The 26,434-nt window shown below is 56.9% G+C and carries 25 protein-coding genes and 1 tRNA gene; 19 read left to right on the forward strand and 7 right to left on the reverse strand.

Annotation, left to right across the window (positions count from 1 at the left end; translation table 11 throughout):
• Positions 1 to 15 precede the first annotated feature (15 nt).
• Positions 16 to 525, reverse strand: coding sequence for a chalcone isomerase family protein (locus GQF00_RS13815; protein ID WP_370519506.1), 510 nt, complete (start codon positions 523 to 525; stop codon positions 16 to 18).
• On the reverse strand, positions 522 to 1,127 hold the full coding sequence (locus tag GQF00_RS13820; protein ID WP_161319723.1) for a nuclear transport factor 2 family protein: 606 nt from the start codon (positions 1,125 to 1,127) through the stop codon (positions 522 to 524). Before GQF00_RS13820 ends, GQF00_RS13815 begins: the two co-directional genes overlap by 4 nt.
• A gap of 84 nt (positions 1,128 to 1,211) precedes the next feature.
• Between GQF00_RS13820 and GQF00_RS13825 the strand changes: the two genes are divergently transcribed.
• From GQF00_RS13825 to GQF00_RS13840, 4 genes are read left to right on the forward strand one after another with little or no spacing between them, the layout of a single operon-like run.
• A complete protein-coding gene (locus tag GQF00_RS13825) occupies positions 1,212 to 1,772 on the forward strand; it encodes a DUF2878 domain-containing protein (RefSeq protein ID WP_161319724.1) in 561 nt (186 codons plus the stop codon).
• Positions 1,765 to 2,535 (forward strand): DUF1295 domain-containing protein, encoded by a 771-nt coding sequence (locus GQF00_RS13830; RefSeq protein WP_161319725.1) that lies wholly within the window; start codon positions 1,765 to 1,767, stop codon positions 2,533 to 2,535. Before GQF00_RS13825 ends, GQF00_RS13830 begins: the two co-directional genes overlap by 8 nt.
• Entirely contained in the window at positions 2,532 to 3,545 is a 1,014-nt protein-coding gene (locus GQF00_RS13835) for a cyclopropane-fatty-acyl-phospholipid synthase family protein (protein ID WP_161319726.1), read from the forward strand. Before GQF00_RS13830 ends, GQF00_RS13835 begins: the two co-directional genes overlap by 4 nt.
• Before the next feature lie 25 nt (positions 3,546 to 3,570).
• A complete protein-coding gene (locus tag GQF00_RS13840) occupies positions 3,571 to 4,830 on the forward strand; it encodes a HAMP domain-containing sensor histidine kinase (protein WP_161319727.1) in 1,260 nt (419 codons plus the stop codon).
• A gap of 24 nt (positions 4,831 to 4,854) precedes the next feature.
• On the opposite strand, the gene GQF00_RS13845 is transcribed toward GQF00_RS13840, so the two are convergent.
• The 3 genes from GQF00_RS13845 to GQF00_RS13855 form a co-directional block, all read right to left on the reverse strand.
• On the reverse strand, positions 4,855 to 5,697 hold the full coding sequence (locus tag GQF00_RS13845) for a GAF domain-containing protein (protein ID WP_161319728.1): 843 nt from the start codon (positions 5,695 to 5,697) through the stop codon (positions 4,855 to 4,857).
• Positions 5,698 to 5,766: 69 nt separating this feature from the next.
• The gene (locus GQF00_RS13850; RefSeq protein ID WP_161319729.1) at positions 5,767 to 6,465 is read right to left on the reverse strand and encodes a response regulator transcription factor; all 699 of its coding nucleotides are present in this window, start codon (positions 6,463 to 6,465) and stop codon (positions 5,767 to 5,769) included.
• 137 nt (positions 6,466 to 6,602) lie between these two features.
• Entirely contained in the window at positions 6,603 to 7,595 is a 993-nt protein-coding gene (locus tag GQF00_RS13855) for a GlxA family transcriptional regulator (protein ID WP_161319730.1), read from the reverse strand.
• Positions 7,596 to 7,689: 94 nt separating this feature from the next.
• On the opposite strand from GQF00_RS13855, the gene GQF00_RS13860 reads away from it, so the two are divergent.
• Both GQF00_RS13860 and GQF00_RS13865 read left to right on the forward strand, forming a co-directional pair.
• Positions 7,690 to 9,477, forward strand: a complete 1,788-nt coding sequence (locus GQF00_RS13860) for an acyl-CoA dehydrogenase (RefSeq protein WP_161319731.1) — start codon at positions 7,690 to 7,692, stop codon at positions 9,475 to 9,477.
• 276 nt (positions 9,478 to 9,753) lie between these two features.
• Entirely contained in the window at positions 9,754 to 10,800 is a 1,047-nt protein-coding gene (locus GQF00_RS13865; RefSeq protein ID WP_161319732.1) for a porin, read from the forward strand.
• A gap of 87 nt (positions 10,801 to 10,887) precedes the next feature.
• Here GQF00_RS13865 and fabB read toward each other — a convergent pair whose 3' ends face one another.
• Positions 10,888 to 12,102 (reverse strand): beta-ketoacyl-ACP synthase I, encoded by a 1,215-nt coding sequence (gene fabB / locus GQF00_RS13870; protein ID WP_161319733.1) that lies wholly within the window; start codon positions 12,100 to 12,102, stop codon positions 10,888 to 10,890.
• Between the two features lie 11 nt (positions 12,103 to 12,113).
• Entirely contained in the window at positions 12,114 to 12,641 is a 528-nt protein-coding gene (gene fabA, locus GQF00_RS13875; protein WP_161319734.1) for a 3-hydroxyacyl-[acyl-carrier-protein] dehydratase FabA, read from the reverse strand.
• A gap of 480 nt (positions 12,642 to 13,121) precedes the next feature.
• On the opposite strand from fabA, the gene GQF00_RS13880 reads away from it, so the two are divergent.
• From GQF00_RS13880 to pyrC, 13 genes are all read left to right on the forward strand, one after another.
• Complete coding sequence (locus GQF00_RS13880; protein WP_161319735.1) at positions 13,122 to 15,086, forward strand: heme lyase CcmF/NrfE family subunit; 1,965 nt, start codon at positions 13,122 to 13,124, stop codon at positions 15,084 to 15,086.
• Positions 15,083 to 15,622 (forward strand): DsbE family thiol:disulfide interchange protein, encoded by a 540-nt coding sequence (locus GQF00_RS13885; RefSeq protein ID WP_161319736.1) that lies wholly within the window; start codon positions 15,083 to 15,085, stop codon positions 15,620 to 15,622. Before GQF00_RS13880 ends, GQF00_RS13885 begins: the two co-directional genes overlap by 4 nt.
• Positions 15,619 to 16,062, forward strand: a complete 444-nt coding sequence (locus tag GQF00_RS13890) for a cytochrome c-type biogenesis protein (protein WP_161319737.1) — start codon at positions 15,619 to 15,621, stop codon at positions 16,060 to 16,062. The genes GQF00_RS13885 and GQF00_RS13890 overlap by 4 nt, the downstream gene beginning before the upstream one ends.
• Entirely contained in the window at positions 16,059 to 17,084 is a 1,026-nt protein-coding gene (locus tag GQF00_RS13895; protein WP_161319738.1) for a cytochrome C biogenesis protein, read from the forward strand. The genes GQF00_RS13890 and GQF00_RS13895 overlap by 4 nt, the downstream gene beginning before the upstream one ends.
• 260 nt (positions 17,085 to 17,344) lie before the next feature.
• Complete coding sequence (gene adk / locus GQF00_RS13900) at positions 17,345 to 18,001, forward strand: adenylate kinase (protein WP_161319739.1); 657 nt, start codon at positions 17,345 to 17,347, stop codon at positions 17,999 to 18,001.
• 1,296 nt (positions 18,002 to 19,297) lie between these two features.
• Positions 19,298 to 20,059, forward strand: a complete 762-nt coding sequence (locus GQF00_RS13905; protein WP_161319740.1) for a hypothetical protein — start codon at positions 19,298 to 19,300, stop codon at positions 20,057 to 20,059.
• Between the two features lie 400 nt (positions 20,060 to 20,459).
• Positions 20,460 to 20,690 (forward strand): bacterioferritin-associated ferredoxin, encoded by a 231-nt coding sequence (locus GQF00_RS13910; protein WP_161319741.1) that lies wholly within the window; start codon positions 20,460 to 20,462, stop codon positions 20,688 to 20,690.
• 131 nt (positions 20,691 to 20,821) lie between these two features.
• Complete coding sequence (gene bfr / locus GQF00_RS13915; protein WP_161319742.1) at positions 20,822 to 21,301, forward strand: bacterioferritin; 480 nt, start codon at positions 20,822 to 20,824, stop codon at positions 21,299 to 21,301.
• A gap of 94 nt (positions 21,302 to 21,395) precedes the next feature.
• Positions 21,396 to 21,472 (forward strand) — tRNA-Arg (locus GQF00_RS13920).
• Between the two features lie 399 nt (positions 21,473 to 21,871).
• The gene (locus GQF00_RS13925; protein ID WP_161319743.1) at positions 21,872 to 22,126 is read left to right on the forward strand and encodes an OadG family protein; all 255 of its coding nucleotides are present in this window, start codon (positions 21,872 to 21,874) and stop codon (positions 22,124 to 22,126) included.
• Positions 22,127 to 22,139: 13 nt separating this feature from the next.
• Complete coding sequence (oadA, locus tag GQF00_RS13930) at positions 22,140 to 23,933, forward strand: sodium-extruding oxaloacetate decarboxylase subunit alpha (protein WP_161319744.1); 1,794 nt, start codon at positions 22,140 to 22,142, stop codon at positions 23,931 to 23,933.
• Positions 23,926 to 25,224 carry a sodium ion-translocating decarboxylase subunit beta gene (locus GQF00_RS13935; RefSeq protein WP_161319745.1) on the forward strand — a complete coding sequence of 433 codons (1,299 nt, stop codon included), beginning with the start codon at positions 23,926 to 23,928 and terminating at the stop codon, positions 25,222 to 25,224. The genes oadA and GQF00_RS13935 overlap by 8 nt, the downstream gene beginning before the upstream one ends.
• Before the next feature lie 175 nt (positions 25,225 to 25,399).
• Positions 25,400 to 26,434, forward strand: coding sequence for a dihydroorotase (gene pyrC / locus GQF00_RS13940; protein WP_161319746.1), 1,035 nt, complete (start codon positions 25,400 to 25,402; stop codon positions 26,432 to 26,434).

The raw sequence follows: 26,434 nt of genomic DNA on the forward strand, positions 1-26,434 counted from the left end.
GCGCAATAGGATGGCTTACCGCTGTCCCAGCAGGGATTCCTTCATGGCCGGGGAATAGGGATCCGGACCGAACCAGATGGTCAGGTAGGCATGGGCAAAGTCATCACCACTCTGCTTTGTTAGCGCCTTGCCATTGAGGGCCAGTGTCAGTGCGCCATCATCATAGGTCAGTGTGTATTGGTCACCGTCACCCACGTCCTGATAGTACTGATTGAAGGTCGCCAGTTCCGGTTCCAGTCTTTCGAAACGGGATTCATCCAGGTTTTTCTCCAGGAAATGCATGGCGGCTTTGCCAAATGCATCACCGGGTACGTCACGGAAATAGCGGAAGGCCAGTTTCAGCGGTGGAGCCAACAGGTCTGCTGCATTGCAGTTTTCGCGATACAGGGAGGCCTCGCCGACGGTGAATACTTTCAGCGCCTTCACATCTGCACGGTGGCAGCGTTGCCAGTCCTCTTCGGCACTTACCAGCACAGGGGAAATGCCGATGAGCAGGGAAGTCACGGTCAGCGTGATACGAATCACGGTGTGTCTGAATGCTTGCGTAGCCATCGTGTTGGGGGTCCCAGTAGTGGTAGATGTTGATCAAGTCCCTGGCTGCTGTCCCAGAAATCCTGGTGAAAGGTGACCTGACCCTTGTCGTTGAAACATAGCTGGCTGATGCCCAGGGTGTGTGACAGCCGGTCCTTGCCCAGGAGGCTGAATTGCGCCTCCATTTCCCATACCAGAAAGGTGGCCTGGGCTTGATGACTGTCTCCCGGGTTACCCAGCGGAGAGGGCTGCAGGACATCCAGCAGCGTTACGGACATGCGGTCCAGCCTTTCGGCAGTACCCTGCAGATGCGATTGCAGCGCAGCGCGGTCATGCAAGGTAATCAGGGTGTCGTTGAAGTACAGCTCTTCCGCATAGATCAGTGGGATTTGCGAATCTATCTGGCCTTCTTTCAATTGATCGTAGAACCGGATAAAGCGCTGCACATGCTCGGTGTCAGGCATGCTGCTGCCGACGCAGCGGCTTCTTTCTTCCAGGTAGGCAGAGGTGTAGCCATAGGGTCCGGCAGGATTGCTGCTGCATCCCGCCAGCGCGGAGGCCAGAGCCAGTATTGTCAGTGCAAGGGCTGTTTTCATACCCAAAGCATCGGACAGAGGCGGTGAGACCCTTGTGAAGATTGGTTCACAGCCTCTTGACGAGGTTTGCCGCACTCTTCAAATATGAAATCCATTTCTCCCTCATTCCTGATTAACCTGATCGGCTTCCAGTTGCTCTGGCCCGCAGCCGTGCTGGGTGCCGCAAGGGGTAGCCCCCAGCTGGCCTGGTGGGTGCTGGGGATCATGGTTGTCCTGATGGTGGTTGCCGGGACGGCCTGGAAGCGCGATCTGAAAATGGTGGTGGTTGGCTTTGTGGCTTGCGCATTATTGGAGCCTGTCTGGCTCGGCAGCGGTCTGATCAAGTACACGGGCACATCATCCACATGGCTGGCCCCGGGATGGATCTGGGCGCTGTGGGGTGGTTTTGCGTTGAGCTTTTTTTACTGCCTTGCCTGGTTGCAAAGACGGCCGCTATTAGCTGCACTGTTTGGCGGTTTTGGCGGTGGGTTTTCGGTGATGATGGGCGTGCACCTGGGGGCGGCGGAAGCGCCACTGGGGGAATGGCGGCTGATGCTGGTGTACGGCGCAGTCTGGGCCGGCATCGTGCCACTGTTTGCTGCCCTGGCCACCTTGCTGGACAAATCCGGTGGGCCATTGAAGAGAGAGGTTGGCAATAATGGATAACATCTGGTTGTGGCTTGCAGGCTTGTTGCTGGTCGCGACCCTTATGTGGCTCAAACAGCGTAGTTCTGGCAATGCTGGCTGGGTTGATGTGTTTTGGGCATGGGGCACCGGGGGGACCGGTAGTGCTTTTCTGCTGCTTGGAAACGGTGAGTTGCTGCCGCGCCTGGCGGCGTTAGTGCTGCTTGCATGCTGGTCGGTGCGTCTTGGTGGCCATATCTTTAGACGGGTGAGTCAGGAGGATCATGAAGACGGTCGTTATGCGGCCATGCGTGCGGCGCTGGGAAAGAAGACTCAAACCGTGTTTCTGTTTTTCTTCTGGAGCCAGGCGCTGCTGGCCTGGGGCTTTGCGCTGACCTTCAAGGTGATCGGCGAGCAGGCACAGTGGTCAACCTGGTCGGTAGTGACTGGTGCGCTGATTGGACTGCTGGCTATCGCAGGTGAAGGGCTTGCCGACACGCAGCTCAGCCGATTCAAGGCGAATCCGGCGAACAGGGGCAAGACATGTCGCGAAGGTCTATGGCGATATTCCCGCCATCCGAATTATTTCTTTGAATGGTTGCACTGGCTCAGCTATCCGCTGATCGCCCTGGGCGCCAGCAATGCGGGCTGGTTATGGTTGTTGCCGCTCGCCATGTTTCTGTTTCTCTGGTTTGTTACGGGTATTCCCTACACGGAAAAACAAGCCATCAAGTCCCGGGGCGATGATTACCGGGAGTACCAACGCACCACCAGTGCCTTCTTTCCCTGGAGACCAACATCATGATTATCCAAATGGCAGAATCCGGCTGGCTACCGGACCCGCTGGTTCGTTTCGGTATCCGCCGCCTGCTTGGCCGTCGGCTGCAACAAGAGCACGAGCGCAAGCACGATGAGTTGACCGCGGCACTGAGCGCAGCGCCGGTGGCAGTGGATCAGGATGCGGCCAATGAACAGCATTATGAAGTGGATGCCCGCTTCTATGAAAAAGTGCTGGGTCCGCATCTGAAGTATTCCAGCGGTTACTGGCCCAGCGATGACAGCACCCTGGCTGAGGCTGAAGCGGCCATGCTGGCGCTCACCTGCGAGCGGGCAGAGCTGGCCAATGGGCAGAACATTCTGGAAATGGGGTGTGGCTGGGGGTCGCTGACTCTGTGGATGGCGGAGCATTACCCAGGCAGTCAGATTACGGCCATTTCCAACTCCTCTTCACAGCGCCAATTCATTCTTCAGCGTGCCAGTGAACGTGGTCTTGATAACGTCAATGTGATTACCGCCGATGCAGCAGCCTTTACGCCGGAGCAGCAGTTTGACCGGGTGGTGACGGTGGAGATGTTCGAACACATGCGCAATCACCGCACCCTGATGGCGCGTATCCATGACTGGCTGGTGCCCGGGGGCAAGCTGTTCATTCATGTGTTCTGTCACCGTGAGCTGACGTATCTGTTCGAAGACAAGGGCAGCAGTGACTGGATGGCGCGCAACTTCTTTTCCGGTGGCATGATGCCGTCCTGGGACTGGTTGCCCGAGTGTGCCGGTGAACTTAAGGAGGAGCAGCGCTGGGCAGTTAACGGTACCCACTATGGACGGACGCTTGAAGCCTGGCTGGTGCTGGCGGACACCCATCAACAAACGCTGATTGCGCTGCTGGATGAGCTGTATGGCTCCGGTGAAGGCAAGCGCTGGTTGCAGCGCTGGCGGATGTTTTTCATGGCATGCGCAGAGCTGTTTAACTATGGTGAGGGTGATGAGTGGTTTGTTGCGCACTATCGTTTTGTCCGGCCCATGACTGCATGACGAGAGGGGCCCCAGAGGGGAATGCATGAAGAAATCCGGGGTTCAGCATCGCATTACCCGCGTCTATCTGCTCCAGCTGTTGTTAATCAGCCTGGCGACAGTGCTGGGGGTATGGGCGACGGCCAATATCATTGAACAGGTGCTGGTGAAACAGGCACTGATCAAGGAGGCGGATCATTACTGGTCGTTGCTGGATAACAATCCCCGGCAGCCTCGGCCCAACACCCGTCACTTGCTTGGCCTTCTCAGTAGTGATGCCGTTAAGGATGAGATTCCCGCGGCTTTACAGGCCATGCCGGATGGTTACCACCGCGTGAGCCTCGGTGATGAGCGGCCCATTGTTTATATCGAAAAGCAGGGAAGCTCGAGGCTCTATCTGATTTTTGATGAACAGCGCGTGTCCGTGCTGGCGTTTCTGTTTGGTATCTTGCCGTTGACCGGCGTGCTGCTGGTGATCTATATCACCTCGTTTCTGGGCTGGAAAAAATCCCGGGAATTATTGTCCCCCCTGGTACAGCTGGCAGACCGTCTGCGGCAGGCGCCGGTGGACAACCCCGGTCTGGCACGCCCGGATCTGACTGATATCGAAGCGGACGCAGACAGTGAAGTGTCGGTGCTGCTGACAGCGTTGGACAGCTATGCGGATCGGCTGGTCAGTTTTGTGGAGCGTGAGCGGCAATTTACCCGCGATGCCAGCCATGAGCTGCGCACGCCGCTGGCCGTGTTTCGCACCAATCTGGAACTGCTGGTGAGCCAGATCGGTGACCGTCCGTTAATCCGCCGGATGGAAGACACGGTCGATGATATGGAGGCAACACTGGAAACCTTGCTGATGCTGGCTCGTACTGAGCAGACCAGCCAGGACAGTGACGAGATTATCGTCAACGATCTGGCAGTGAATCTGATGGAGCGGTTGTCGCCGTTGGCAGAGCGCAAACAGATCCGTCTGCAGGTACGTCAGCGAGCCTTGATGAAGGTGATGGCGCCGGAAGCGGTGCTCACCATTCTACTGAATAACCTGGTACGGAACGCCATCAACTACAGTGGTTCCGGTGAAGTGACCATTGTTATTCAGGATGGTGCAGTTCAGGTGGTGGATGCCGGCGTGGGTATGGAGCAATCTGAACTGGATCGGATGATGAAGCCGTTCCAGCGCGGTGAAAGCAAGGAAAGCGGCCATGGCCTTGGTCTGGCTATCGTGCAGCGGCTTTGCGAGCGCTATCACTGGGATGTCATGGTAGCCAGCGAACCTGGCCAAGGTACCCAGGTGGAAGTGCGGTTCTGACTGAGGTTTGGTGTTTTTGCCGGCTCAGGAAGGTGGCAGGCTTTCCTGTTGCAGGTGCACCAGCATCCGCTTGGCATTGAGCGCGTCCCGGATCCTGTCGGCCACCCGGTGGGCCTTGTGTTGATCCGTGTCTGTAAGCAGGATGCCGAAGTGGTTGTTACCAAGGTGTGCCACGCTATCCTGATCCCGCAGCAATGCAGCAAGCGAATCTGCAATCGCCAGACTGTCCGCCGATTCGGAGGCCTGCAGATACATGACAGAGGATTCCATGCCGAGGTCGCGGCAATTTTTCTGTTCCTGCTGGTAGATGTCCTGCCATCCCTCTGCGCCGGGTAAACCGGTATCGTCACAGCGATCAGGATGTTCGATGAACGTGGTCAGGCGTTGTTGCTGGGCTTCACGCAGGGCGTGTTCAAGGGTGTAGCTGATCAGCGCGGCGTCATGTTCCAGATCGGCAAGTTGATCCTGCAATGTGGCCGGCTGGGCATTAGGATCCAGTGCGCACAATGTGCCAAAAAACTGGTCTCGGGAGTCGACCAGCGGCATTCCTACGTAGGCACCAACGGCAAGATCATCATTGATTTGTGCTGAATGGTAGATGGGGTTTTTAGTGGTGTCTGTCACGATACGGGGCGCACCCTGTTCCACCATGCGGATACAGTAACTGCGCTCCCATTCGATACGATCCCCCTGTTCCAGGCCGTAATGCCGATCGGAGACTCGCAGTAGCCACATGGCGTTGTCTCTTACCCGGGTAATCATCCACAGGGCCATTCCGTAGCGTTGCTGGAGGCGCTGGAGGTGCGCGTCCAGCAATGCCTGGCTGGAGCGATAGCGAAGGGGTGGGTCAGAGCGGAGAACAGGCATAGAGAACAAGGGATGATGAGTTGCGTTATTGTCATCCCCAACAATATGCCAGTGCAAGGACGCTTTCTGTTAAGGGTTCGACGGTTCTGGTGATTGAATACAGAATCCGACGCCGGGTAACGTGTTGAGCAGGGCATTGGCAAAGGGTTTGTCGACCGCTTTGCGAAGATTGTAGAGATGGCTGCGCAAGGCATCAGAGTCGGGAACCAGATCTCCCCACAGCTCCTGCTCAAGTTGCTCGCGGCTGACAACCTTGGGGGATTCGCGCATCAGAATCCGCAGAATACGAAAGGCAGTAGGAGAAAGTTTCAGGGGCTGACCGGCGCGGCGAGCTTCCTGACGGGCAGGATCCAGTTCCAGATCGTCCACTTGAAGGGTGTTAGCGGTGACCTCTCGCCGCTGGCGTCGGATCTGGGCGTGCACCCGCGCTGCCAGTTCCGGCAGGGCAAACGGCTTGACGATGTAATCATCGCCACCATTTTTGAAGCCTTCCAGCTTGTCATCCAGCTGATCACGCGCAGTCATGAAAATGACCGGCATATCCAGGGTCAACTCTTCACGCAGAGAGCGGCAGAATTCAAATCCGCTTTCTCCCGGTAACATGACATCCAGCAGCATCAGATCATAGTGATGCTCTTTCACCAGTTCCCGCGCCAGATGCGTGTTGCCGGCGTAGTCTACGGTGGCGCCCTGTTGCTCCAGATATTCCAGCACCGTCTGGGCCAGTTGACGGTGATCTTCGACCAGCAAAATTGAGAGGTTGTCCACGGTGCTGCTCCTGTACAAATTTCCGGTTTTGTACAACCGAGATTGCCCTGACCATCGTCAACGGCGCGTCAACGTGCAGAAAGGTTAAGTGTCAGGCGGAATCAGGGTTATCGCAAGCTGGCCCGGATGAACCGCCTTCAGTCGTTCAATGTGCCGGTGCGGGCGAAGCGCTGTCGGTAGTGGCTGGGCGACAACCCGGTATGCCGCTTGAACAGCCGGGAAAAGCTGCTCACGTCCTGGTAGCCCACTTGTTCGGACAGTTTGGCCAGGTTTGATGAGCCGCGCTCCAGCATCTTGCGGGCGGCTTCAATTCGCACCCGCTGCAGGTACTGCAAGGGAGGTTCCCCAAGCGCACTGGTGAAGCGACGCTGAAGCTGGCGAGGGCTGATGTGCACCATTTCAGCCAGCTGCGTCAGCGAGGTGGCTTCATGAAAATGTTCGTGAATCCAGGCCTGCACGGTATGCACCTGGGCATCCTGGTGGTAGCTGTGTGCAGGCAGGCCGGCGTAGATACTTTGCAGGTCATTGCGCACATCAATCACAAAGGCCCTTGCCAGCTCCCGAGCCAGGTCGGGGCCGCAATAGCGTTCCACCAACAAAATGCTCAGATCTCGCCAGGCCGTACCTCCTCCCGCGCAGAAGATATTGTCATCGCGAGTGATCAATTCTTTTTCGTTAAGTGCGACTTCGGGATAGCGGTGACGAAATTGCTGGCTGAAGCCCCAATGAGTCGTTGCGGTGCGCCCATCCAGTAGCCCGGCTTCGGCCAGCAGGAAGGCGCCAGTGCAATTACTGGCGAGATCTGCGCCATTGGCGTGCATCTGGCGCAGCCAGGGCAGCACATCCTTCTGTTGCTTGAGGACACTCTCAATCGGGGCGCCGATGGTTGGTACCACGACCAGATCCACTTTTTCGATCTGGTCGATGGAGGCGTCGACCGCAATCCGGATATTGGGCGTGCACCTGACCGGATTACCGTCGCGGGAAACGATTCGCACCCGAAACTGACGATTCAGCGGCTCGCCCTGGATGCGGTTCCAGGTGACACCGGTGAGGCCCAGTAAATCCACAATGCCGGTGAGAGCCGAGGCAAAGACGCCATCGTAGGCAAGAACAGCAACTTGATACATATTGACGCAATCAACCATAAATGAGTCATAGGCGACAATGCCAGAGACCCTTCCGTAATGGCAAGCTGATTGGAAAATAAAGTGGAGCCTTTCTGTGACCGTTACCATTCTTGATCGCCGGGATTTGCGTTTTCAGTTGTTTGACGTGCTGGATACTGACGCGTTGCTGAGCCGCCCGCGTTTTAGTGAGCACAGCCGTGAAACCATAGAGGCGGCCCTGGATACCGCAGAAAAACTGGCTCACGAAAAATTTGCCAACCACAACACGCTTGCCGACAAGGATGAACCGGCTTTTGTCGACGGCAAGGTGGTCATGCGACCCGAGGTGCAGGAGGCTTTTGATGCCTACATTGAGGCCGGGTTTCTTGCGGCCAGAGCCAGCTTTGAAGAAGGCGGCATGCAGTTACCGGAAACAGCTGTGGCTGCCTGTACCGGCATGTTCACCTGCGTGAATCCCAGTTCCACGGTCTATCCTTTTCTGACCGGGGCGGCAGGCAACGTGATCCGCAACTTTGCCAGCGAGATGCTCAAGGAACAGTTCCTTGTGCCGATGATGGCTGGCCGTTTCACGGGCACCATGGCGCTCACAGAGCCCCATGCAGGTTCGTCCCTTGCCGATATTCGCACCCGTGCGCTGCCTCAGGAGGACGGGAGCTATCGCATCAAGGGCAACAAGATCTTTATCTCTGCCGGTGAAAATGAGCTGGCTGAGAATATCGTTCATCTGGTGTTGGCCAAAATTCCTGGCGGTCCTGATGGGGTAAAAGGGATTTCCCTGTTCGTGGTGCCGAAATACCGGCTCGATGCACAGGGGAAGCCGGTTCAGCGCAATGATGTAACCCTGGCCGGGTTGATCCACAAGATGGGTTATCGCGGCGCCAGTAGCACTGCGCTGACCTTCGGCGATAACGATGATTGTCACGGTTATCTGGTCGGCGAGCCCCATCAGGGCCTGCGTTACATGTTTCAGATGATGAACGAGGCCCGGGTGGCGGTGGGGTACGGCGCTGCACTACTGGCATACCGCGGCTACCGGTTTTCCCTGGATTATGCGCGCGACCGCACCCAGGGGCGTCATGCCGAGGAGCCGGATTTCAGTCAGCCCATGGTGCCGATCATCGAGCATGCCGACGTGCGGCGCTTGCTGCTTACACAGAAATCCTATGCAGAAGCGGCGCTGGCCATGTGTTTTTACGGTTACCGGTTGGTGGATGAAATTGAGAGTGGCGATGAGGCTGCTGCCTGTGAGGCGCAATTGCTGCTGGATCTGCTGACGCCGGTGATCAAGACCTGGCCATCAGAGTTTGGCGTCAAGGCCAACGATATGGCGATACAGGTGTTCGGCGGTGCCGGTTACACCCGTGAATATCCGGTGGAGCAGGTATGGCGTGACAACCGGCTTAATCCTATCCATGAAGGTACCACGGGCATTCATGGCCTGGATCTGTTGGGCCGTAAGGTCTGGCAGGCGAAAGGGCAGGGCATGCAACTACTGGTGGAGCGGATCATGGCGGATGTGGCCGCCACCAGCGATGCCCGTTGCGAACCGTTTGCAGAGGCACTTCAGACCATGCTGCCGAAAGTCGAAGCTGCAACCAGGGCGGCAGGTGCGTTGATGGCCCAGCAGGGCCCCACCGCGGGATTGTCCAACGCCAATGCGTACCTGCAGCTGGTTGGCCATGTGGTGGCCGCCTGGATGTGGCTGCGTCAAGCCAATGCGGCAGCGGCGCTCACTTCTGTGGAAGATGAAGACTTTGCCTGTGGCAAGCTCCAGGCTGCCCGTTACTTCTTTCAGTGGGAGCTGCCCCGGGTTGAACTGGAAGTTCAACGATTGCTTGAAGGGGACCGGACATTTCTGGAAATGGAGGATCGCTGGTTCTGATTGGCATGGATCCATTTATGTGTGCAGTCGTCATGCGCTCAGGAGAGCTGCAACATGGCATCAAGCTATGACGACGTTTCAGGCCCCCGTTCAGGGGGCTTTTTTTGTTAATCGACATTGATAGGGGCAGGTGGTCGGACGTCTGATGCCACAGACCGGGAGCCAAACCGAAATCCGCGAGCCGTAGTCACATTCTTAAGGTTTCTTGTTGCTGTCATTAAATAGTCATATATTGCGGGGGCGTTTGAGGATTTTTATTCCAAGGAGAAAATTATAATGAAGAAGCATTTGCTTGCGGTGGCGGTCAGCGCCGCCCTTCCTGTCACAGCTCTCGCAGCCCCAACTTTTTACGGCAAGATTAATCTGAGTGTGGACAAGACCAGTGATTATCCGGAAAGCCCTCTGGTATTTGCCGAGGACGATCTTTCTGATGCCTGGTTTGTGTCCAGTAATAGTTCCCGTCTTGGTGTGCGCGGTGAAGAGCCGCTGGATTTCGATAGTGTCTCCGTGATTTATCAATATGAGGCGGGTTATGACGTGGACGGCGATTCCGGTTCCACGTTCAGCACCCGTAACAGCTTCCTCGGTCTGAACACCAATGCGGGTAAATTCTTTGCCGGTCGTTTCGATAGCGTGGTGAAAGACGCGGAAGGCTGGGTGGACCAGTTCAATGAAACGGTGGCCGATATGGAAGTGGTATTTATCAGCCAGAACCGTAACAACAATACCCTGAATTGGGAGAGCCCGGATTTTGGCGGTGTGGTTATCCGTGCCCAGATCGCGCCGGGTGAAGGGGAAACCATCGGTGCCGGTGCCAATACCGAGACCAAGGATGGCCTCACCGATACCTGGGGGGTTTCTGCTACCCTGGATAACGATGCGCTTTATGCGGCGCTGGCCTATGAAAGCTCCTATGATGAAGTCAGCATCGTCGGTGCCACGTTTGGTGGCGATCGGGATGCCCTGCGTGGCACTTTCGGTGTCCAGGCCACAGAGAGCGTTCAGCTGGGCGTCATTGCGGAACAGGCAACTTTTGATCCCATCGGTAGCGACGAAGCCGATCTGATGTCTTATCTGTTAAGTGGCCGTGTGGGGCTGAGTGATCGTCTGGGGGTTAAGGCGCAGGCTGGTGTCATGGACAGCAGCGACCTGGATCTGGACGTCCAGGTGCTTGCCGTCGGTGCAGATTACAAGCTTGGCGATCAGACCACTGCTTATGGCGTTGTGTCAGCGTCGGATACAGAATATGACCCGCTCGGCACCGTTAACGACGTGGACGAATCCGGCATGGCTTTCTCTGTCGGCATGGTGCATAAATTCTAGCAACACGCGTTGTACAGAATAAAAAAGCCCGGCATTTGCCGGGCTTTTTGTTAGTGAGCTATTAACTGTTAATTATTAACTATTAATTTAGCCTTCCCACTTCTTCAGCAGCAGGCTGGCGTTGGTGCCACCAAAGCCGAAGCTGTTGCTCAGAACAACGCTGGGACCTGTATCTTTGCCTTTGACCAGAACTGGAAGGCCTTCGGCCTTTTCATCCAGGGTTTTAATGTTGGCGCTGATGGCGGTGAAGTCGTGTTGCATCATTAGCAGACTGTAGATGGCTTCGTGTACGCCAGCGGCACCGAGGCTGTGGCCGGTCAGGCTCTTGGTGGAGCCGATGGACGGACAGTGCTCACCAAACACCTCGCTGACGGCTTTCAGCTCGGCCACATCACCCACCGGAGTGCTGGTGCCGTGGGCATTGATATAGTCCACCTGGCCATCGAAGTTGGCCAGCGCCTGGCGCATGCAGCGTGCTGCACCTTCGCCGTTGGGAGCGACCATGTCATGACCGTCGCTGGTGGCCCCATAGCCGATCACTTCAGCGTAGATTTTGGCGCCGCGGGCCTGGGCGGTTTCCAGATCTTCCAGTACCACCATGCCGCCGCCGCCGGCAATCACAAAGCCATCGCGGGTTGCATCGTAGGCTCGGGATGCCGTTTCCGGAGTGTCGTTATACTTGCTGGACAGGGCGCCCATGGCATCGAACAGACAGCTCAATGCCCAGTGTTCTTCCTCACCACCACCGGCAAAGACACGGTCCTGCTTGCCCAACTGAATCTGTTCAACCGCATTGCCGATACAGTGTGCGCTGGTGGCGCAGGCGGAGGTGATGGAGTAATTCACGCCCCGAATTTTAAAGGGGGTAGCAAGACAGGCGGACACGGTGGACGCCATCACCCGCGGTACCATATACGGGCCAATGCGTTTTACGCCGCGAGTACGGGCAATGTCAGCGGCTTCCACCTGGTTCAGCGAAGAGTGGCCGCCGGAACCGGCAATCAGACCGGTACGCTCATTGCTCACTTCGTCTTCGCTGAGGCCGGCATCGGCAATGGCCTGTTGCATGGCGACATAGGCATAGGCCGCGGAGTCGCCCATGAAACGTCTGGCCTTGCGATCAATGAAATCTTCAAGGTTGATTTCGGGAACGCCGGCCACCTGGCTGCGCATACCCATTTCCTTGTAGGTTTCGTTGAAACGAATACCGGAACGGCCTTCCTTCAAGGATTGAGTGACACTGTCGGCGTCGTTACCCAGACAGGACACGATACCCATGCCTGTAATTACTACACGGCGCATGTTTTTAGCTCCTAGAATCCATCGGTGGAAGTGAACAGGCCCACCCGCAGTCCTTCTGCGGCATAGATTTCGCGGCCATCCACTTCCACCGTGGCGTCGGCGATGCCGAGAATCAGTTTGCGGGTGATGACGCGTTTCACGTCCAGGCGATAAGTGACTTTTTTGGCGGTGGGCAGGATCTGCCCGGAGAATTTCACGTTACCGACGCCGAGAGCGCGGCCGCGGCCTGGGTGCCCTTCGCGGCCAAGGAAGAAGCCAAGCAGTTGCCAGGTGGCATCCAGGCCCAGGCATCCGGGCATTACCGGATCGGATTCAAAGTGGCAGTCGAAGAACCAGAGGTCGGGGCTGATATCCAGTTCGGCAATGATTTCGCCTTTACCGTATTTGCCGCCCTGATCACTGATATGGACGATGCGATCCATCATCAGCATGTTGGGCAAAGGCAGTCGTGCGTTCCCGGGGCCGAACAATTCGCCATGGGCGCAGGCCAGCAGGTCGTCACGATCGTAGGAAGATTTCTTATCTGTTGTAGTGCTCAAGATCTTACTCCATGAAGGCCAGGGCGGCGCATTCCGAGTATATGGATGATTTGTGTCATTTTTCCGTCAGCCCTGTGACGAGCTTCAAGAGTGACGGTGATACTAGCAAAGCCAAGTGAAAGCATACGAATAGCAAGCGTCTCAAAATATGTCGGAGGGTCTGCTTTACCGAAAATGACCGATGAACGGACTTAAAAGGCCGTGGTCATACCGCCGGGAGGGTAATGGAGCCCGGTTTTGTCTGTCAGTAACCCTGTCGCACATTCCGGATGCCAGCATTGATCGGGGTCAGGTTATGGGCGGGGAAATGGCGAGCGTCTCCCTGTATCCTGCCCGTTCAGCGTAAATTCCTCGCGTATCAGCATTCGGTGCAGCCATATACTTGCAATTGGTGGGCCATCTAAAGATGCTATGCGCGCGGTGCGTGGCGCAGCCCTGCCGGGCGTTGCGCCAGATGAACTAGCAGATTGAGGAGCTTTCGTGGCAGTAGAAATCGGGCACCTGTCCCTGTGGTTGGCTTTGGCCGCCGCCCTGTGCGTATCTGTCTTCCCGCTGGTGGGCATAGCCAAGGGCATTGCGTCCTGGCAATGGTATGCCCGGCCGCTGGCCTGGGTGCAGTGGCTGGCCATGACTGTGGCCATGATTGCCTTGGGCTACAGCTTCTATATCAATGATTTTTCCGTTACCTATGTAGCCAATCACAGTAATTCGGCGCTGCCACTGGGTTATCGTCTGTCGGCGATCTGGGGCGGACATGAGGGCTCGCTACTGCTGTGGGGCTGGATGCTATCTGCCTGGGGAGCCATGGTTGGTGTCCTGAGCCGCAGTGTGCCACAGGAAATGGTGTCCCGGGTGCTGGCGGTCATGGGCATGATTGCAGTGGGCTTTCTGCTGTTCATGCTGCTCACCTCCAACCCCTTTGACCGTACACTCCCCTGGTTTCCCCTGGACGGGGCGGATCTGAACCCGCTGTTGCAGGATCCGGGTCTGATCGTTCATCCGCCCATGCTATATATGGGCTATGTGGGCTTTTCCGTGGCCTTTGCCTTTGCCGTAGCCGGGCTGCTGGCGGGTAATCTGGATCCGGCCTGGGCCCGCTGGGCGCGGCCCTGGACCACCGTCGCCTGGTGTTTCCTTACGGTGGGTATCGCTCTGGGATCCTGGTGGGCGTACTACGAACTTGGCTGGGGCGGCTGGTGGTTCTGGGATCCGGTGGAGAATGCTTCCCTGATGCCCTGGCTGGCGGGTACCGCGCTGATTCATTCCCTGGCCGTGAGTGAAAAACGTAACCTGTTCCGGGCCTGGACCGTCCTGCTTGCCATCATTACCTTTTCCATGAGCCTGCTGGGCACCTTCCTGGTGCGCTCCGGGGTGCTGACGTCTGTGCACGCCTTCGCCAATGACCCTACCCGTGGTGCCTTCATTCTTGGCTTCCTTGTGGTCGTGGCGGGTGGGGCCCTGACGCTGTTTGCGGTTCGCGCTTCGGCATTGCGCAGTGACGGTGGTTTCAAGCCGCTGTCCCGGGAAGCTTTCCTGCTGGGCAACAACCTGCTGCTGCTGACCGCCATGGCCGTCGTGCTGGTGGGCACCATCGCGCCGTTGTTCTTCGAATGGATGGATCTGAAAATTTCCATCCGCAGCCCCTATTTCAACGGGTTCTTTGTACCGTTGACCTTCGTTTTGATCCTGCTGCTTGTGCCAGGTGTTTTCAGTAACTGGAAGCGGCAGGAGGGCAACAGCCTGGTGAAACGCATCGCCCTGCTGATTCCAGCGGCAATGATCGCGGGCTGGTTTGCTGCCCGCATCCCCGAGCCTTCCCCCTGGCAGGGTGTGCTGGCCATCATGCTGGCTTCGTATCTGGTGCTGGCCCACGGTGATGATGTGTTGCGCCGTGCCCGTGCCTACAACCTGGGTCTGGTTGCAGGTTTGCGCAAACTGGCGCGCAGTTACTGGGGCATGGTGATTGCCCACTGTGGACTGGCAGTGATGGTGGCGGGCATTACAGTGGTCAGTTTCCACGAAGTGGAACGGGATATACGCATGGCACCCGGCGATGAAGTTGAGTTGGGTGATTATCGCTTCGTTTTTGACAGCCTGGATGAGTATCGGGGGCCGAACTTCGATTCCACCCGCGGGCACTTTGATGTGTTCTGGAAGGGCGAAGCGGTAACACGTTTGAATCCGGAAAAGCGCACTTATCACGCCAGCCGCCAGGTGATGACCGAGGCGGCTATCGATGCCGGTTTCTGGCGTGATCTCTACGTGGCCATGGGTGAACCACTCAAGACCGGTGACGCCTGGGCTGTGCGAATTTATTTCAAACCGGGCATTCGCTGGATCTGGCTCGGTGCCCTGATCATGGCCCTGGGTGGTGCCCTGGCGCTGTCTGACAAGCGCTATCGCCGTCAGAAGTTCGCCGCCTCGCAAACCGGAGTCGCCCGATGAAAGCAAATTCTCCCTGGGTTTTCCTGCCGCTGGCGGGTTTTGTGGCGCTGGCGCTGGTGCTGGCCAGCGGGCTTGGTCGTGATCCACAGGAGCTGCCGTCGGCACTGGTCGGCAAGTCGGTACCTGGTTTTAGCCTGCCATCTTTGCTCACCGGGGAAACCTTTACGGAGCAATCCCTCACCGGCCGTTGGCAGTTGCTGAATGTATGGGCGACCTGGTGCCCGACCTGTCATGTGGAACATCCCTATCTGCTGACCCTGGCTGCTCAGGGCGTGCCGATTACCGGGTTGAATTACAAGGATGAGCTGCCTGCGGCGAGGGCCTATCTCGCCAACATGGGCAATCCCTTTACCCATGTGATCGTGGATGCCGATGGCCAGCTGGGTCTGGATCTGGGCGTATACGGGGCGCCGGAAACCTTTTTGATCAATCCCGCAGGCGAGGTCGTTTTACGCCATGCGGGGGATTTGAATGAACGGGTCTGGCGTGAAAAGTTTCTGCCGTTGCTGCCATCCAGCCAGGGAGGTGACGCATGATTTTTCTGAGAGCCTTGCTGTTGGTGTTGCTGCCGTTGCAGGCGCTGGCGGCCATTGATGTTTACCAGTTCGAAACCGAGCAGCAGGAGGCGCGCTTTCGCGTGCTGACCGACGAGCTGCGTTGCCCCAAATGTCAGAATCAAAGTATTGCCGACTCCGATGCGGATCTTGCCCGGGACATGCGTGACCGTGTCCATAACATGATTCTGGAAGGCAAGAGTGATGCAGAAATCGTCGATTACTTTGTCTCCCGCTTTGGCGATTTCGTCAGCTATCGTCCGCCAGTCAATGTGCAGACGTCAGTGTTATGGCTGATTCCGCTGGTCATGTTGCTGGGGGGGGCGGCTCTGATCATTGTCCTGCTGCGCCGGGCCAGCGCCCGTGCCGACCTCAATGATGATGTGAATGATCGCAACAGTGACCAGGGGGGCACGCAATGATCTGGATTTTGTCTGCGGCGGTTTTTCTGCTGTTGCTGGCCGCTGCGCTGTGGTGGCAGTGGCGCCGTGAAGCGCGTCGAGCGGGCCGTGCCACTGCCGGGGGTGTGGGGATTCCCCTGATCGTGGTGTTGCTGGCGGCTGCGGGCTACCTGCTGATCGGCCGTAATGAACATACCGGTCCCTGGCTTGAGCATCAGCGCCTGTATGGTGATGCGGCCCGTTCCATTATCGCCGGTGAAACACCGGCCATGGCCGCAGCGGATATTCCTGCCGGGGCCATGGTGCGGGTCCTGCAGGCGCAGTTGTCTCAGACCCCATCCGCCACGGGCTGGTATGCGCTGGGCAGTCTTTACGACCAACTGGGTGCACCGGCTCAGACCGAGGAAGCAGCGCACAAGGCGCTGGCCCTGGATCCGGAGGCGTCGTCCGCTCATTTATTGCTGGCTCGTGCCTTGATTGAACAGGCCGGCGGCAAGCTGACTGATGCGGCCCGCGAGCAGATTCAGTGGGTGCTGGATCGTGAGCCCCATCATGATGGGGCCTGGATGCTGCTGACCATGGCTGCGGACCGGGCAGGGCAGTACCCGCTGGCGATTGCTGGTTGGGAGTCGCTGCTCAGCCGTCATGGCGATGGTGAAACCGCCGACTTGTTGCGGCGTGGCCTAGAGAATTCGCGGTTGCAACAGCAGCGTCAGGGAGTATTTGCGAATTTGAGTGCGGTTGTAGAAGGGCAGGGCTTGCCCGCCGGCGGAACCCTGTTTGTCTATATCCGTGAACAAGGCAGCACTGGTCAGCCACTGGCCGCCCGTCGCCAGGTGATTCCTGCTTTCCCTGCCACGCTGTCTCTGACCGCTGAGAACTGGCTGCAGGCCTATCCGTCCGGGGAGACATCCCTGGTGATGGGCGCGCGTTATACTCCGGCGCCCGGTGCTGCCGTGGATCAGGCCATGATCAGTGCACAACCGGTAGCCATGGCGCTACCCCAGCAGGAGCCAGTAACACTGAGGCTGAAGGCCAAATAGCCCTTCCATCGCTTCAAATTTTGTGCGTGCGACCTAGGTCGCACGCACCGTCCCTTGTGGAGAAACGGGCCTCAAGGTAAAGTTGCACCCCTTCGGAGGCCCTTGGGGTCTGTTTTCGTTGCCATGATCATGCTGGCTGTCGGTCCGTTTGTGCCCTGAATCCCTTTGATTTCGGGGTGTGGCGGGTAATCAGGTTGGCTGCTGCGGTGTGCGAAAGCAGAACATTGCCTCTTCTGAATCACAGAAAGATGGAGAATCCTATGCGTGTCATCCTGCTTGGTGCTCCCGGTGCGGGCAAGGGCACCCAGGCGCAGTTCATCAAGGAACAGTTTGGTATTCCTCAGATTTCCACCGGTGACATGCTGCGAGCTGCGGTAAAAGCAGGAACACCGCTGGGTCTGGAAGCCAAGAAAGTGATGGATGCCGGTGGTCTTGTCTCCGACGACATCATTCTGGGTCTGGTGAAAGAGCGTATCGCTGAAAGTGATTGCGCCGCGGGTTTCCTGTTTGACGGGTTCCCCCGCACTATCCCCCAGGCTCAGGCGCTGGTGGAGCAGGGTGTAGACATCGATTTTGTGGTGGAAATTGACGTGGACGATGAAGAAATCATCGAGCGCCTCAGTGGCCGCCGGGTTCACCCCGCCTCAGGTCGGGTTTATCACGTGAAGTACAACCCGCCGAAGGAAGCGGGCAAGGACGACGAAACCGGTGATGAACTGGTGCAGCGTGATGACGATCAGGAAGAAACGGTGCGCAAGCGTCTGGAAGTGTATCAGGCACAGACCCGCCCACTGGTTGATTTCTACCAGGATCTGGCTGATAAAGGCGAAGCCAATGCGCCTCGCTATGTTCGCGTGGCCGGTGTGGGCTCCGTTGATGACATTCGTGACCGGGTTCTGGCAGGCCTGAAAGGCTGATTCATACCAGAATAAGGAAAGGGAGGCTTTGGCCTCCCTTTTTTTTGCGTCATTCTGGACTAGCGGAAAGCCACCGCTCCTGGTGTGCTGGCTGTATCCAACGTAAGTGCTGCGGAAGGGGCTTGCACGGGATCGCGTTGTCCGTAATGAGGAGCCATTCGCGTGCAAGCACGCTCCCATATAGCCCTCCGCCCCCACGATGGAGGCCAGCAAGGCCTGCAGCGTTTCCGTAGTATGGCGGCCGTCCCCTTTATTACTCTACAGTCCAGGGTAAACCTTTTTGATTCAGCGTGGATTTAAGGGAGCGTCATGCCTGCTGTCCGGACGCCAGCAGTCTGACGCTCAACCCAACCCAGTGTGGCCGTGCGATACCAGGTTTGCGTAATGCTTGAATGGATTGGCGACAGCCTCCTGCGCTGACGTATGGATCGGTGGTCCTGGGTGTTGTCCGTGTTCTGTCTTTTGCTGCAGATCTCTTGCCTCCGACTTCAGGCCAACCTGTATTCGTGCTAATCCGCGATGAGCCTTTTTCAGGCTGCGCTGCGGCAGGGGTACACCGCTCCGGGTTTGCTGACGGGAGGGTTGTCTTGATCATGCCCTTACTATGGCACTCCTGACGAAATCCCCCTGGAGGCGTGTTGTTGCCAGGTTGCGAGCTGTCCGGTCAGTAACTCTTTCATGGTGAAAGCACCACTTCAACGACATAACTCCTCGTTAAGCCGGGCAATGCGCTTTCTGCGCGAGCCAACACTTTCCTTGAATTGATTCGTCTACTTGATCCGGAATCCGGGTTTCAGTGTGCACGGAAATGCAGCCGAAAAAGCGCCGATGACTGTCACCGTTCTACTCATTTTTAATTCTTTGTATTGCGGTATGACGATGCAGGGGGCGGCACTGATCTTTTCAATTGTCTCGATAATTGTGTCCGGGAGGCTTGGGGGGTTTATCCCGAGAAACCTTTCACGGATAAAGACGGGTTCGCTTAGGGCATCGCGCCGGCGTCACCGCTTTACTTACCGAGTCCGTCGGAATATTCCTGTGAGAATGGTCAAAGGTTCCCGTTTTTCAGGGAAAAAAGGGGGGGGGCAGTGCGAATCAGTAAAAATTTTTAAATGCGTTAGATCGAAAAATACCGCCTGGATAAAACTGAAAAAAGTGATGCCAGGCCAGGGAAAAAATTAGTGAAATGAAAAAGGAAAATTGAATTGATCAAATAATGTACCAACCGAATTTTTTTTATGCTATTTTTCCCTTGTCGCAGTAATGATGACAACGCTATAGCTTAGGAGATCAATCATGGCTCGAGCAAAGAAAGCCGCCGCAAAAAAAACTGCGGCTCGTAAACCAGCAGCAAAGAAGACTGCAGCGGCCAAGGCTCCGGCCCTGCCGAAGTCTGTGACTAACGCTGAAGCTAAAGTGAAACTGCAGCAGAAGGCAGTGGATCAGGCACAGAAGAAAGTCGCCCAGGCTGAAAGCAAACTGGACAAGCATCGCACCAAGGTCGATGGCGAAAATGCCAAGCTGGCCAAACTGCGTGCTGATACCGCTGCCAAGCGTGACAAGGCGAAAGCCAAGCCCACTGCTGCAGCCAAGCGCGCCGTAGAAACTGCCCGTGGCAAGCTGAACACTGTTCGCCTGAAGCTTCAGGACATTCGTGCAGAAGCCAAGCTGATCCGTGCGGAAATCCAGGCTGCCAAGAAGGTTGTTACTCGCGAGCTGAAAAAGCTGCGCACCGCAGAGCGCAACATGAAGACCAAGCTGCGTGAGCACGAGCGCAAGCTGGCCAAGAAAGTCAAAGCCGAGCAGAAGAAGGCTGAAGCCAAGGCGAAGGCTGCGGCCAAGCGCGAAGCGGCGAAAGCCAAGCGCGCCGCCAAGAAAAAATCTGCCGCGCCGAAGCGCAAGAAGGCTGCAGCGAAAAAAGCTGCTACCCGTAAAGCGCCTGCCAAGAAGAAGGCTGCTGCCAAGAAAACTGCACCAAAGAAAGCAGCAACCCGCAAGGCCCCAGCCAAGAAAGCAGCGCGTAAGCGTCCTGCGGCCAAGGCCAAAGCGTCTTCCTGATCCTTCGGGTTCTGGCAATAAAAAGCCCCGCATTGCGGGGCTTTTTTTGTTTTATCGCGATTAGAAACCACCTTCACGGCGTGTTGGCTGTGACAAAGGCAAGTGCAGCAGGATCGTTCTTGAACGCGGATCGGTTGCAACTAGCGTCGTGCCATTAACGCCTAAGCAACACTCCCACAATAAATCCCCAGGTGATTAGCGTGATCCAGTTGCGCACAACCGGTGCTCTTTCGCGCTTCCGGAGGACAAGTGCTACCCCCGATGAAGGCAAGGCAAAATGCAATTATATGCATTTTCATTCTGCAGGCAGGACGAACAGGGGAAAGCCATAATTCATAAAAGGTGTTGATAATGATTCGCGTTAGGGTTAGCATCGTCACCAGAGATTGAGGAATGGCGTATGTACGTTTGTATCTGCAAGGGCATTACTGACAACCAAATACGGGAAGCGGTCGAAAATGGCTGCGACAGCCTGCGTGATCTTCGTCGGGAACTTGGGGTTGGAAGTCAGTGTGGAAAATGTGCCCGCCACGCCCGCCAGGAGTTGCGTGAAGCCCGTAGCGCAAATCAGGCGACCTCTTTCTCTCACTCTTCCTCAGAGCCGGTAATGTTCTGGCCGCAAACGGCATAACAATCGTTCTCATTTTCATAAGCGATTGTATTGAAAGCGTTTTTCTTCCTTATTACGCCTTGTTTATGATGTCTCGATCCTGAACAATAGGGGCTTGTCAGCTTCCCTGATTCAACGGATGGAGAATCCCCATGAAAGGCGACGCCAAGGCCATTGAGTTCCTTAACCGGGCACTCGGCAACGAACTGGTAGCCATCAATCAGTACTTTTTGCACGCCAAAATGTACAAGGATTGGGGCCTGCATGCCCTTTATGAAAAGGAATACCACGAGTCCATCGATGAGATGAAGCATGCCGATTGGCTGGTAGACAGGATCCTGTTTCTGGAAGGCATGCCTAACCTGCAGGATCTCGGCAAACTCATGATTGGTGAGAACACCAAAGAGATGCTTGAGTGCGATCTGAAACTGGAAAAGATTGCCGTACCCGATTTGCGTGAAGGCATTGCCTACTGCGAATCCATTCAGGATTACGTGTCTCGGGATTTGCTGAATCGCATCCTGGAATCCGAAGAGGAACACATCGACTGGCTGGAAACCCAGCTCAATTTGATCGAGCTTGTGGGCATTGAAAATTACCTGCAAAAACAAATTGAGGCAGAAGAAGACTGATTGCTGAACTTTTGAGCGATTGGCGCTTGACTCCCCGAGGGTGTTTCGGAATAATGCGCAGCCTCTCGGGGCGATACAGCAACGAGATGAAAAAGCGCTGGTAGCTCAGCTGGATAGAGCATCTGGCTACGAACCAGAAGGTCGGGGGTTCGACTCCTCCCCAGCGCGCCATACAGACGAAGGGCTTGCAGAGATGCAGGCCCTTTTCTGTTTCTGGTGGCCTGAAAACCGGTCACCCTCCCGCACTTATCCCGCATACGTTATTTTATTCCCTTTAGCGTAAAGTTTAGCTGTCAGACAGATGTCTTGTGTCTTGCAGTGGGCAGAGTGAGTGCGCTTTGGTCGCACTGCTTGCGTGCGCTGTCAGGGGGATTGATCAAAACCACCAAAACCGCTTTCACCTAATACCCTTGCCTCATTGCGAATTGTCGACAATCCGCTTACATTCCGCGAAATCCTGACGTGAACCTGAAAGACCCACAAAGTCGAAGGGCAACGGTTTAACCGACTGTTATCCCGTTCACGGCTGCGGCAACTGAAACCGCTAACGGAACCGTAAAGGAGTGTTCCATGGATCCACTGATGTCCCAGGGCCTCGAGCTCATGCTGGTTGGTATGGGGGTGGTGTTTGTTTTCCTGATTGTCCTGGTGGGGATTACCACCTTGATGTCAGCGCTGGTACAGCGTTTTGGACAAGCTCCGATCGTCCCGGCAGTCGTTCCTGCTGCGACTCCGGCCTCTGCTGCCTCGGATGTTCCTCCCGCTGCAGTGATCAAGGCCATCGAGAAAGCCGTGCGTCAGCATCGGCAGTCTTCCCAGTCATAATCCGGAAATCATCATGAGTAAGAAACTTGGTATCACCGATGTGGTGCTCCGCGATGCCCACCAGTCCCTGTTTGCGACGCGTATGCGTCTCGATGACATGCTGCCGATTGCGGCCGCACTGGATGAAATCGGTTTCTGGTCCCTGGAATCCTGGGGCGGTGCGACGTTCGATGCCTGCATCCGTTACCTTGGCGAAGATCCCTGGGAGCGGATTCGTGAGCTGAAGAAGGCCATGCCCAACACGCCACAGCAGATGCTGCTGCGCGGTCAGAATCTGCTGGGCTACCGCCATTATGCGGATGATGTTGTGGATGCTTTTGTGGAGCGCGCAGCGGAAAACGGCGTGGATGTTTTCCGTGTCTTTGATGCCATGAATGACATGCGCAACATCGAACGCGCCATTGCGGCTGTGGTAAAGCAGGGCAAGCATGCTCAAGGCACCATTGCCTACACCGTTAGCCCCGTGCACACCCTGGATATGTGGGTAGAGCAGGGCAAGGTGATCGAACAAATGGGCGCGCAATCTGTGGCCATCAAGGATATGGCCGGCCTGTTACGTCCCGGCGATGCCTTTGAACTGGTAACCCGACTCAAGGCCGCGCTAACCATTCCGGTTCACATGCAGTGTCACGCCACCACTGGCTTGTCTACCGCCACGGCCTTGAAAGCAGCAGAAGCGGGTATCGACAACGTGGATACGGCGATTTCTTCCATGTCGATGACCTATGGCCATAGTCCTACCGAATCCGTGGTGGCCATGCTGGAAGGCACTGAGCGTGATACCGGACTTGATCTGAAAAAACTCAATAACATTGCCAGCTACTTCCGCGACGTCCGCAAGAAGTATGCGAAATTTGAAGGCAGCCTCCGTGGTGTGGATGCCCGCATTCTGGTGGCACAGGTGCCCGGCGGCATGCTCACCAATATGGAAAGCCAGCTCAAGGAGCAGGGCGCGGCGGATCGCTTCGACGAAGTGCTGGATGAGATTCCGGCGGTGCGCAAGGATCTGGGTTACATCCCGCTGGTAACGCCTACCTCGCAGATCGTTGGCACCCAGGCGGTACTGAATGTGTTGTCCGGCGAGCGTTACAAGGTGCTCAGCAAGGAAACCCAGGGTGTGCTGCGTGGTGAATACGGTGCAGCACCTGCGCCGTTCAACAGTGAGTTGCAGGCTCGTGCCCTGAATGGGGATGAGCCTGTGACCTGTCGACCGGCGGATCTGATTGCCAATGAAATGGACAGCCTGCGTGAAGAAGTGGCCGGGCTGGCCAGTGAAAAAGGCCTTTCGCTGTCTGCCGGGGAGCGTCGTGATGATGACGTGCTGACCTATGCGCTGTTCCCGCAGATTGGCCTGAAGTTTCTGGAAAAGCGGGGCGATGCCTCAGCCTTTGAACCCGTTCCGACGGGCGAGGAGGCCCCTGCGGCTGCCGCAAACAGCGAAGGTATTTATACGGTGGACGTGGACGGCAGGCAGTACACCGTGAAAGTGAGCGATGGTGGTGATGTCACCGGCATCAAGTCTCTGGGCGGCGCTGTTGCAGACGCCGCTCCTGTGGCACCGGTAGTCGGTGATCCGGCCAACAGCATGCCGGTACCTGCGCCGCTGGCAGGCAATATCTTCAAGGTGCTGGTGAAGCCCGGTGATCGCATCGCTGAAGGCCAGAAGATCATGGTGCTGGAAGCCATGAAGATGGAAACCGACGTCTCCACCCCTGAAGCGGGCATCGTGACCGAGGTGCTGGTGAAAGAAGGCGATGCGGTAACGGTGGGCCAGACCCTGCTGAGTGTGGAGCCAGCTCATGGATAAACTGGAAACCCTCTGGACCAGTACGGGTCTCTACCACATGAGCGCGGGCCAGCTGATCATGATGCTGGTCTGCCTGGGCCTGCTGTGGCTCGCCGTGCACAAGAAGTTCGAGCCCCTGCTGCTGGTGCCGATCGGATTTGGTGGCATTCTTGCCAATATCCCGGTGGCCGGGCTGGCGGAATCCGCTATCAGCCAGGCGCTGCATCTGGGCGATCAGCATTTGCTCGCCAGTATGGCTCAAGTGTTGGGCATGGATGTGGAGGCTGGCCGTCAGGCGCTCTACAAGGCCGCGGAAGCGGCAGGCCCTGCGGTGCATGATCAGCTGCATTATCTGGCCACTAAGGCCAACTACGGCGACGGCATTCTTTACCTGATTTATACCGCCGGTCTGACCACGGGTATCTTCCCGCTCCTGATCTTTATGGGGGTGGGGGCCATGACCGACTTTGGCCCCTTGCTGGCCAACCCGCGCACCCTGTTACTGGGGGCGGCGGCACAGTTCGGTATCTTTGCTGCCTTGTTGGGCGCCCTGGCGCTGAATTGGTTGGGGCTGGACTTCAGCCTTCAGGACGCCGCCGCCATTGGCATTATCGGTGGTGCTGACGGCCCCACTTCCATCTATGTGACCACCAAGCTGGCCCCGGAACTGCTCGGTGCCATCGCCGTGGCAGCCTATTCCTACATGGCGCTGGTACCCATCATCCAGCCGCCTATTATCCGTGCGCTTACCAGCAAAGAGGAGCGCGGAATCAAGATGGAACAGCTGCGCCCTGTGAGTCAGGTGGAGAAGATCCTGTTTCCGGTCCTGTTGCTGATTCTGGTGGCGCTGGTACTGCCTGACGCTGCGCCGCTGCTGGGCATGTTCTGCTTCGGTAACCTGATGAAGGAATCCGGTGTGGTCAATCGCCTGGTGGATACCACCAGTAACGCCTTGATCAATGTGGTCACCATCATGCTGGGGCTGGCCGTGGGCTCCAAGCTCAGTGCTGAAAAATTCCTGGTGGTGGAAACCCTGGGCATTCTGGCCCTGGGGCTGGCGGCCTTCATGATTGGTACTGCCACCGGTGTGATCATGGGCAAGATCCTCAATCGCCTCAGCCAACACCCGGTGAATCCGATTATCGGCGCAGCCGGTGTGTCTGCGGTGCCCATGGCGGCCCGCGTGGCCAACAAGGTGGGGCTGGAGTCCAATCCGCATAACTTCCTGCTTATGCATGCCATGGGCCCGAATGTGGCCGGTGTCATTGGTTCGGCGGTCGCTGCCGGGGTGCTCCTCAACTTCGCTGGCTGATTGTGTCTGGCGATGCAGGCCTGACCGGCATCGCCAACGTCCTTGCTCTTCTCTCGTTTCCCTCGTATATCCTCGCCAGAGGATGCCGGCGCGTGCGGATGGCGATCTTGTTTTCCGATTCCGCTACAATGTGTGCCCTCTCGCCCCGCACAGACCTCGGTAAAAAGGTGATTCCATGACTGATACCCTGACCATTACCCGCCCGGATGACTGGCATCTGCATTTCCGTGATGGAGCCATGTTGGCGGAAACCGTGCCGGCCACGGCAAACGTGTTTGGTCGGGCTATCGTGATGCCGAACCTGACGCCGCCGGTGACCACGGTGGCCGAGGCCCGCGCCTATCGGGAGCGGATTCTGGCCCAGGTGCCAGGTGGTGTGAGTTTCGAACCGCTGATGGTCCTGTACCTCACCGATCGCACCCCGGTGGAAGAGGTGGCGCGCGCTGCTGAATGTGAATTTGTCCATGCCTTCAAGCTCTACCCGGCAGGGGCGACCACCAACTCGGACAGTGGTGTTACCGACCCGGGCAAGATCACCCATCTTTATGAGGCCATGGAAAAGCACGATATCCCGCTGCTGGTCCACGGCGAAGTGACCGACGCCGATATCGATATCTTTGACCGTGAAAAAATCTTTATCGATCGTTACCTCTACGATATCCGACGTCAGTTCCCGGCGCTGCGTGTTGTTTTCGAGCATGTCACCACGGCGGAAGCCGTCCACTTTGTACAGGAAGTGAATGACCTGACGGCGGCCACCATTACCCCGCAGCATTTGCTCATGAATCGCAACGACATGCTGGTGGGCGGGGTGCGTCCGCACAATTACTGCCTGCCTATCCTGAAGCGCCGTCAGCATCAGGAAGTGATCCAGCAGGCTGTGCTGGAAGGGCACCACCGTTTCTTCCTGGGAACGGATTCTGCCCCCCATGCCCGTAACAAGAAGGAAGCCGCCTGTGGTTGTGCAGGCTGTTACTCTGCCCGTGCCGCCTTGCCGCTGTATGCCAGCTTTCTGGAACAGCATAACGCCCTGGACAAGCTGGAAGGTTTTGCCAGCCGCTTCGGTGCTGATTTCTACCGTATGCCCTATCACACCGATACCGTGACTCTGGTGCGCAAGCCCTGGTCGGTGCCGGAAGTGATTGATGCTGCTGGCGAGGCCATGGTGCCGTTTTATGCCGGGCAGGAGCTGCCCTGGTCGCTGGCCTGA

It is taken from the genome of Alcanivorax sp. DP30 (assembly GCF_009882945.1).
Lineage (GTDB): Bacteria > Pseudomonadota > Gammaproteobacteria > Pseudomonadales > Alcanivoracaceae > Alcanivorax.

Coding starts and splice junctions, on each gene's coding strand:
- bfr (WP_161319742.1), top strand. CDS start 20,822: ATGAAAGGCGACGCCAAGGCCATTGAGTTCCTTAACCGGGCACTCGGC.
- GQF00_RS13905 (WP_161319740.1), top strand. CDS start 19,298: ATGGCTCGAGCAAAGAAAGCCGCCGCAAAAAAAACTGCGGCTCGTAAA.
- GQF00_RS13820 (WP_161319723.1), bottom strand. CDS start 1,127: ATGAAAACAGCCCTTGCACTGACAATACTGGCTCTGGCCTCCGCGCTG.
- GQF00_RS13825 (WP_161319724.1), top strand. CDS start 1,212: ATGAAATCCATTTCTCCCTCATTCCTGATTAACCTGATCGGCTTCCAG.
- fabB (WP_161319733.1), bottom strand. CDS start 12,102: ATGCGCCGTGTAGTAATTACAGGCATGGGTATCGTGTCCTGTCTGGGT.
- GQF00_RS13835 (WP_161319726.1), top strand. CDS start 2,532: ATGATTATCCAAATGGCAGAATCCGGCTGGCTACCGGACCCGCTGGTT.
- GQF00_RS13830 (WP_161319725.1), top strand. CDS start 1,765: ATGGATAACATCTGGTTGTGGCTTGCAGGCTTGTTGCTGGTCGCGACC.
- GQF00_RS13890 (WP_161319737.1), top strand. CDS start 15,619: ATGATTTTTCTGAGAGCCTTGCTGTTGGTGTTGCTGCCGTTGCAGGCG.
- GQF00_RS13895 (WP_161319738.1), top strand. CDS start 16,059: ATGATCTGGATTTTGTCTGCGGCGGTTTTTCTGCTGTTGCTGGCCGCT.
- oadA (WP_161319744.1), top strand. CDS start 22,140: ATGAGTAAGAAACTTGGTATCACCGATGTGGTGCTCCGCGATGCCCAC.
- pyrC (WP_161319746.1), top strand. CDS start 25,400: ATGACTGATACCCTGACCATTACCCGCCCGGATGACTGGCATCTGCAT.
- GQF00_RS13885 (WP_161319736.1), top strand. CDS start 15,083: ATGAAAGCAAATTCTCCCTGGGTTTTCCTGCCGCTGGCGGGTTTTGTG.
- GQF00_RS13865 (WP_161319732.1), top strand. CDS start 9,754: ATGAAGAAGCATTTGCTTGCGGTGGCGGTCAGCGCCGCCCTTCCTGTC.
- GQF00_RS13910 (WP_161319741.1), top strand. CDS start 20,460: ATGTACGTTTGTATCTGCAAGGGCATTACTGACAACCAAATACGGGAA.
- adk (WP_161319739.1), top strand. CDS start 17,345: ATGCGTGTCATCCTGCTTGGTGCTCCCGGTGCGGGCAAGGGCACCCAG.
- GQF00_RS13925 (WP_161319743.1), top strand. CDS start 21,872: ATGGATCCACTGATGTCCCAGGGCCTCGAGCTCATGCTGGTTGGTATG.
- GQF00_RS13845 (WP_161319728.1), bottom strand. CDS start 5,697: ATGCCTGTTCTCCGCTCTGACCCACCCCTTCGCTATCGCTCCAGCCAG.
- GQF00_RS13935 (WP_161319745.1), top strand. CDS start 23,926: ATGGATAAACTGGAAACCCTCTGGACCAGTACGGGTCTCTACCACATG.
- GQF00_RS13855 (WP_161319730.1), bottom strand. CDS start 7,595: ATGTATCAAGTTGCTGTTCTTGCCTACGATGGCGTCTTTGCCTCGGCT.
- GQF00_RS13840 (WP_161319727.1), top strand. CDS start 3,571: ATGAAGAAATCCGGGGTTCAGCATCGCATTACCCGCGTCTATCTGCTC.